The sequence below is a fragment of the Treponema sp. genome, from assembly GCF_051883275.1.
Taxonomy (GTDB): Bacteria; Spirochaetota; Spirochaetia; order Treponematales; family Treponemataceae; genus Treponema_D.
In genome coordinates, this window is sequence record NZ_JBJETK010000021.1 from 2,745 (window position 1) to 6,309 (window position 3,565).

8 protein-coding genes are annotated in these 3,565 nt (G+C 41.0%); all 8 read right to left on the bottom strand.

What is annotated here, in order from left to right; all coding sequences use genetic code 11:
* Window positions 1-234: 234 nt before the first annotated feature.
* Window positions 235-501 carry a hypothetical protein gene (locus tag ACI4L0_RS03030; RefSeq protein WP_439798691.1) on the bottom strand — a complete coding sequence of 89 codons (267 nt, stop codon included), beginning with the start codon at window positions 499-501 and terminating at the stop codon, window positions 235-237.
* A gap of 347 nt (window positions 502-848) precedes the next feature.
* On the bottom strand, window positions 849-1,046 hold the full coding sequence (locus ACI4L0_RS03035; RefSeq protein ID WP_439798692.1) for a hypothetical protein: 198 nt from the start codon (window positions 1,044-1,046) through the stop codon (window positions 849-851).
* Between the two features lie 66 nt (window positions 1,047-1,112).
* Window positions 1,113-1,457 (bottom strand): hypothetical protein, encoded by a 345-nt coding sequence (locus ACI4L0_RS03040; protein ID WP_439798693.1) that lies wholly within the window; start codon window positions 1,455-1,457, stop codon window positions 1,113-1,115.
* Window positions 1,458-1,554: 97 nt separating this feature from the next.
* On the bottom strand, window positions 1,555-1,776 hold the full coding sequence (locus ACI4L0_RS03045; protein WP_439798694.1) for a hypothetical protein: 222 nt from the start codon (window positions 1,774-1,776) through the stop codon (window positions 1,555-1,557).
* Between the two features lie 66 nt (window positions 1,777-1,842).
* A complete protein-coding gene (locus tag ACI4L0_RS03050; RefSeq protein ID WP_439798695.1) occupies window positions 1,843-2,079 on the bottom strand; it encodes a hypothetical protein in 237 nt (78 codons plus the stop codon).
* A 73-nt stretch (window positions 2,080-2,152) separates the two neighbouring features.
* A complete protein-coding gene (locus ACI4L0_RS03055) occupies window positions 2,153-2,503 on the bottom strand; it encodes a hypothetical protein (RefSeq protein WP_439798696.1) in 351 nt (116 codons plus the stop codon).
* Between the two features lie 349 nt (window positions 2,504-2,852).
* Window positions 2,853-3,119: a hypothetical protein gene (locus ACI4L0_RS03060; protein WP_439798697.1), complete on the bottom strand. Its 267-nt coding sequence runs from the start codon at window positions 3,117-3,119 to the stop codon at window positions 2,853-2,855.
* 205 nt (window positions 3,120-3,324) lie between these two features.
* Window positions 3,325-3,504 (bottom strand): hypothetical protein, encoded by a 180-nt coding sequence (locus ACI4L0_RS03065; RefSeq protein ID WP_439798698.1) that lies wholly within the window; start codon window positions 3,502-3,504, stop codon window positions 3,325-3,327.
* Window positions 3,505-3,565 lie beyond the last annotated feature (61 nt).

Genomic DNA, 3,565 nt, shown 5'->3' on the forward strand with positions numbered 1-3,565 from the left:
CCAGTTAGAAGCATCCCGCCCCAGTTGCCACCACAAGCAGTGCAGTGGTCGAGAAAATCTTTACTTCCACCATTAAAGGGAGTGACTTTCGCACACTCCTGGATAACTCTCTTCCCAGCATCCTCCCATTGAGTAGTGAGTTGTTGCTGGGCTTGCTGAATCATTTCATAAGTAATCATACCGTTATCTCCTTTTCTTTTGGTATGAGTATTATAGCATGGATTGGGGGTTTTGTCAACCCCCAATTTTAATCTGGATGCGAGCGAGAAGTTGTTCCTGCGCATCTGCCTTGGCTTCATTTGCAAGAGCCTGCTTCGCCAATTTTTCCAGCTCATGCTGAATCTGTGAGAGAGAAATAGAAGCAGAAAGGCCAGCGCTCCCAGCGTAAGAGCCATTGCGATATTTCCCAAGGTCTAAATTATGTCCCGCATATTCTGCGACCTTAGCAAGCGCAAACAGTTGTTCGCTAATAGGACGATTCTTAGAAGCATTAGTAGCCATAGTGATTACCTCTTTCGTTTAATTTATTGTACCAATAATATATCATAGGTATCGGGATTTGTCAATTGTGCAATATGCATAAATTTACTGGATTGAAAAAATGGAACGCTCATAGATTATGCAAAAGCCGCTCGCGACGCCCAGTCTCGAGCGGCCAAAAAATGCGCCCCGATGGGACTGCCCACCGGGACGACTTCTATGTTTCATTTCAAACTTCATTTGTGGTGGTATCTACCAGTATAGACCTGCCGCAAACATAGGCGCTCATTTATAGGCTCGCCACACCATCAACTAAATCATAGGCATCACGCTTAAATTCCTTTCTACTCGTTAGGCTTTTCTATTGGTTAAACAAAGGGAGCGAGATACTCCTTGATGTAGGGAACGTCCTCATTCCGGCAGGAGATGGTCACAGTGATTGTTTCGTTCCGATTCTCAAAATCGGCATTGGATAGGTTAGTGAAACAGGGAAACTTTTCTTCGATTGCCCGCATGGTCAAGCCAGCCATAAAGTTGTTAATGAGAGTGTATTCGAGAGTTGTCATTGGAAATTCCTCCTTGATTTAAGTTCTACCTTATTATAACCGATGAAAGGGCTTTTGTCAAGCCCTTTATTCAGTTTTTTCAAGCCATGCGTTGAAAAATTCGGTGCGATAGTAATCTTCCCATAAGGTGCTGAGGGCTTCTTCCTCTTGGGCCTTATTGTCGTAGTAGCAGGCTTCACAGTAGCAAGCCAGCGCACCATAGGCTTGGGTTTCATATGTACGGACAAGGGAACGAGTAGCAGTTGTGGCTTTTGCCAGCTCCAGTCGGTTGTTCAGGAATCGAATCAGGTGTTCTTTCATAGGTATTACCTCCTCTTTGTTTGTACCATCATTATACAGCATAAACCCCATCCTGTCAAGCCCCAAAATAATATTTTTAGGATTTTCGGCATATTGCACAAAAATCATCATATTGACTGAGAAATTTGTAACAACCTGCTATATCGTGAAAGCGGCGCGCCTGGACCGCAAGCGCGCCGCTGAAAAAAACGAGGGATTTCTCCCTCGTTCAGTCCTCGATATAGTAAGCCGGATAGCGGCCCCGCTCGTTGTCGCAATTGTAGTAAGTGAATGCGTTCACCATGTCGTCGAATGGGGTTTCGGTCATGCGTTCAAAGCTGGATGAGCCGATGAGGATTCCGCACTCAGGACGCATATTACAGGCAGTGATCCAGAACTCTTTTTTCTCATTGTAGAGTTTGCGGGCAGTGGTTTTGTTAATTCTTTTCATAGGTTTTATCCCCTTTCCTTTTGTGCCTTTATTATATCAGAGAAAAGGACTTTTGTCAAGTCCTTTTCAAAATATTTTTTTTAATTCTGCAAGTTCCTTTTCTAATTCTATAATCCGCAGGAATTTTGTGTAGTCTCCTTCAGCGGTCTTCCACAATTTGAAATATCCGCCATTGCCTTTGCGTTTTTGAGTAATGAATTCTTCCGCTTGATCTTGGGTTTCAAACCAATCATAACGAGCATGTTTTTCATAGGCTCTACCATAATCATCAGTAAAACCCCATTTTACATAAAACTTTTTCATGTTTTGCTCCTTTCCTTTTATACTTTTATTATAGCATAAGGGGCTTGTTTTGTCAAGCCCCTTTTATTTTTTTTTACTTTTTTACATAGACTACTTTAGGCATCCGGGTTCTACTCCAGCTGTAAATAGAAATCTGATTGCAGATAGCGCCGACTGTGAGGGCGTCTTTTTTGGTGGTCACTCGCCGGGAGTAATCCACGTAATAAATGCCATTGTCGAACCAGATACCGCAGAAATCCCGGAACATGGGAGAATGAATCAGTTTGGAAACTTCTTCGGGAGTGCGGCACTCCAGCCCATTGGTTGCTACTTGCCAGCCGGTCTTGTATTCAACTACTCGGCCATTGCGTAGAGTCAGCCCTTCGCCATCGGCGATCTTGCGGATAGTGCGAACGTTGATTCTGGTATTGGTGATGTATTTCATAATTCATATTCCTTTCTGTTTTCGGGATTGTCTTCCCTTTTGTTGTCTTAATTATAGCACATGAATTTGAGTTTGTCAAGAGTTTTTTATAAAATATTTTCTAACAATAGAGGAATAAGAATAAATACAATAGGGAATACTAAACCAAAGATTATTAGCACTGTAATAGAATTCATTTTAATTTATTCTCCTTTCTTTTACTACCCATTTGTATTATAACAGATAAAGAAACTTTTGTCAAGAATTTTTTTGAAGAAATGAAATTAAAAATTAAGTCAAAAAAAATGAAATTAAAAAATCAAATCAAAATATAAAACTAAAAAGGGAAACTAAAAGTTTCCCTTTCTATTTATTTTTCTTTTACCTCAAATATTCCACTTCCATCCCATGGATAATAGATTTCCAAGAACTCTGTCATGTTATAGGTGAATGTGGTTGCGTGGCTGGTGCTGAGTTCTCGCTTCCAAGTTCTGTAATTTTCGGGAGTGAGTTCAGCCGCAATGTAAAGGGTTTCTTCCAGAGCATCCAGCAGGCTTTCATCTTCGCCCACACGGAAAGTAGCAGTTTCTTCCAGCTTACCGGCCTTATTATAGAAATTGATGTGGCAGTCTTTCATAGTTTTTACTTCCTTTCTTTTTTGTACCTTAATTATATCATGTAGTACCGCATTTGTCAATAGGTTTTTAGGAATTTTTTTAATTATTTTTTCTTGCGCTGTCTTGCTTATTTTTTATCCACTGTGCCGGGCGTATCAAAATTTCGGGAGGGGCGTCCGCTCACGCAGACTAAAAGAAAAGGTCTGATTTCTCAGGCCTTTCTATTTACATGAGCTTCTCAGGGTTTTTGACGACCACACCGTTGATGCTTCTTGCTACAGCGTAAGCCTTGGCTTCATCATTCCATGCTCCGTAGAACCACAGGTCTCCATCCACCGCAGAAGTCACGATGTAGTTGTAGTTAGTAGCGTAGTCAGACAGGTTGTTAATGATAAGTTTCAACATAATTCATTATCCTTTCTTTTGGAGGTTTTCCTCTCTTTTTTGTATCTTAATTATATCACAT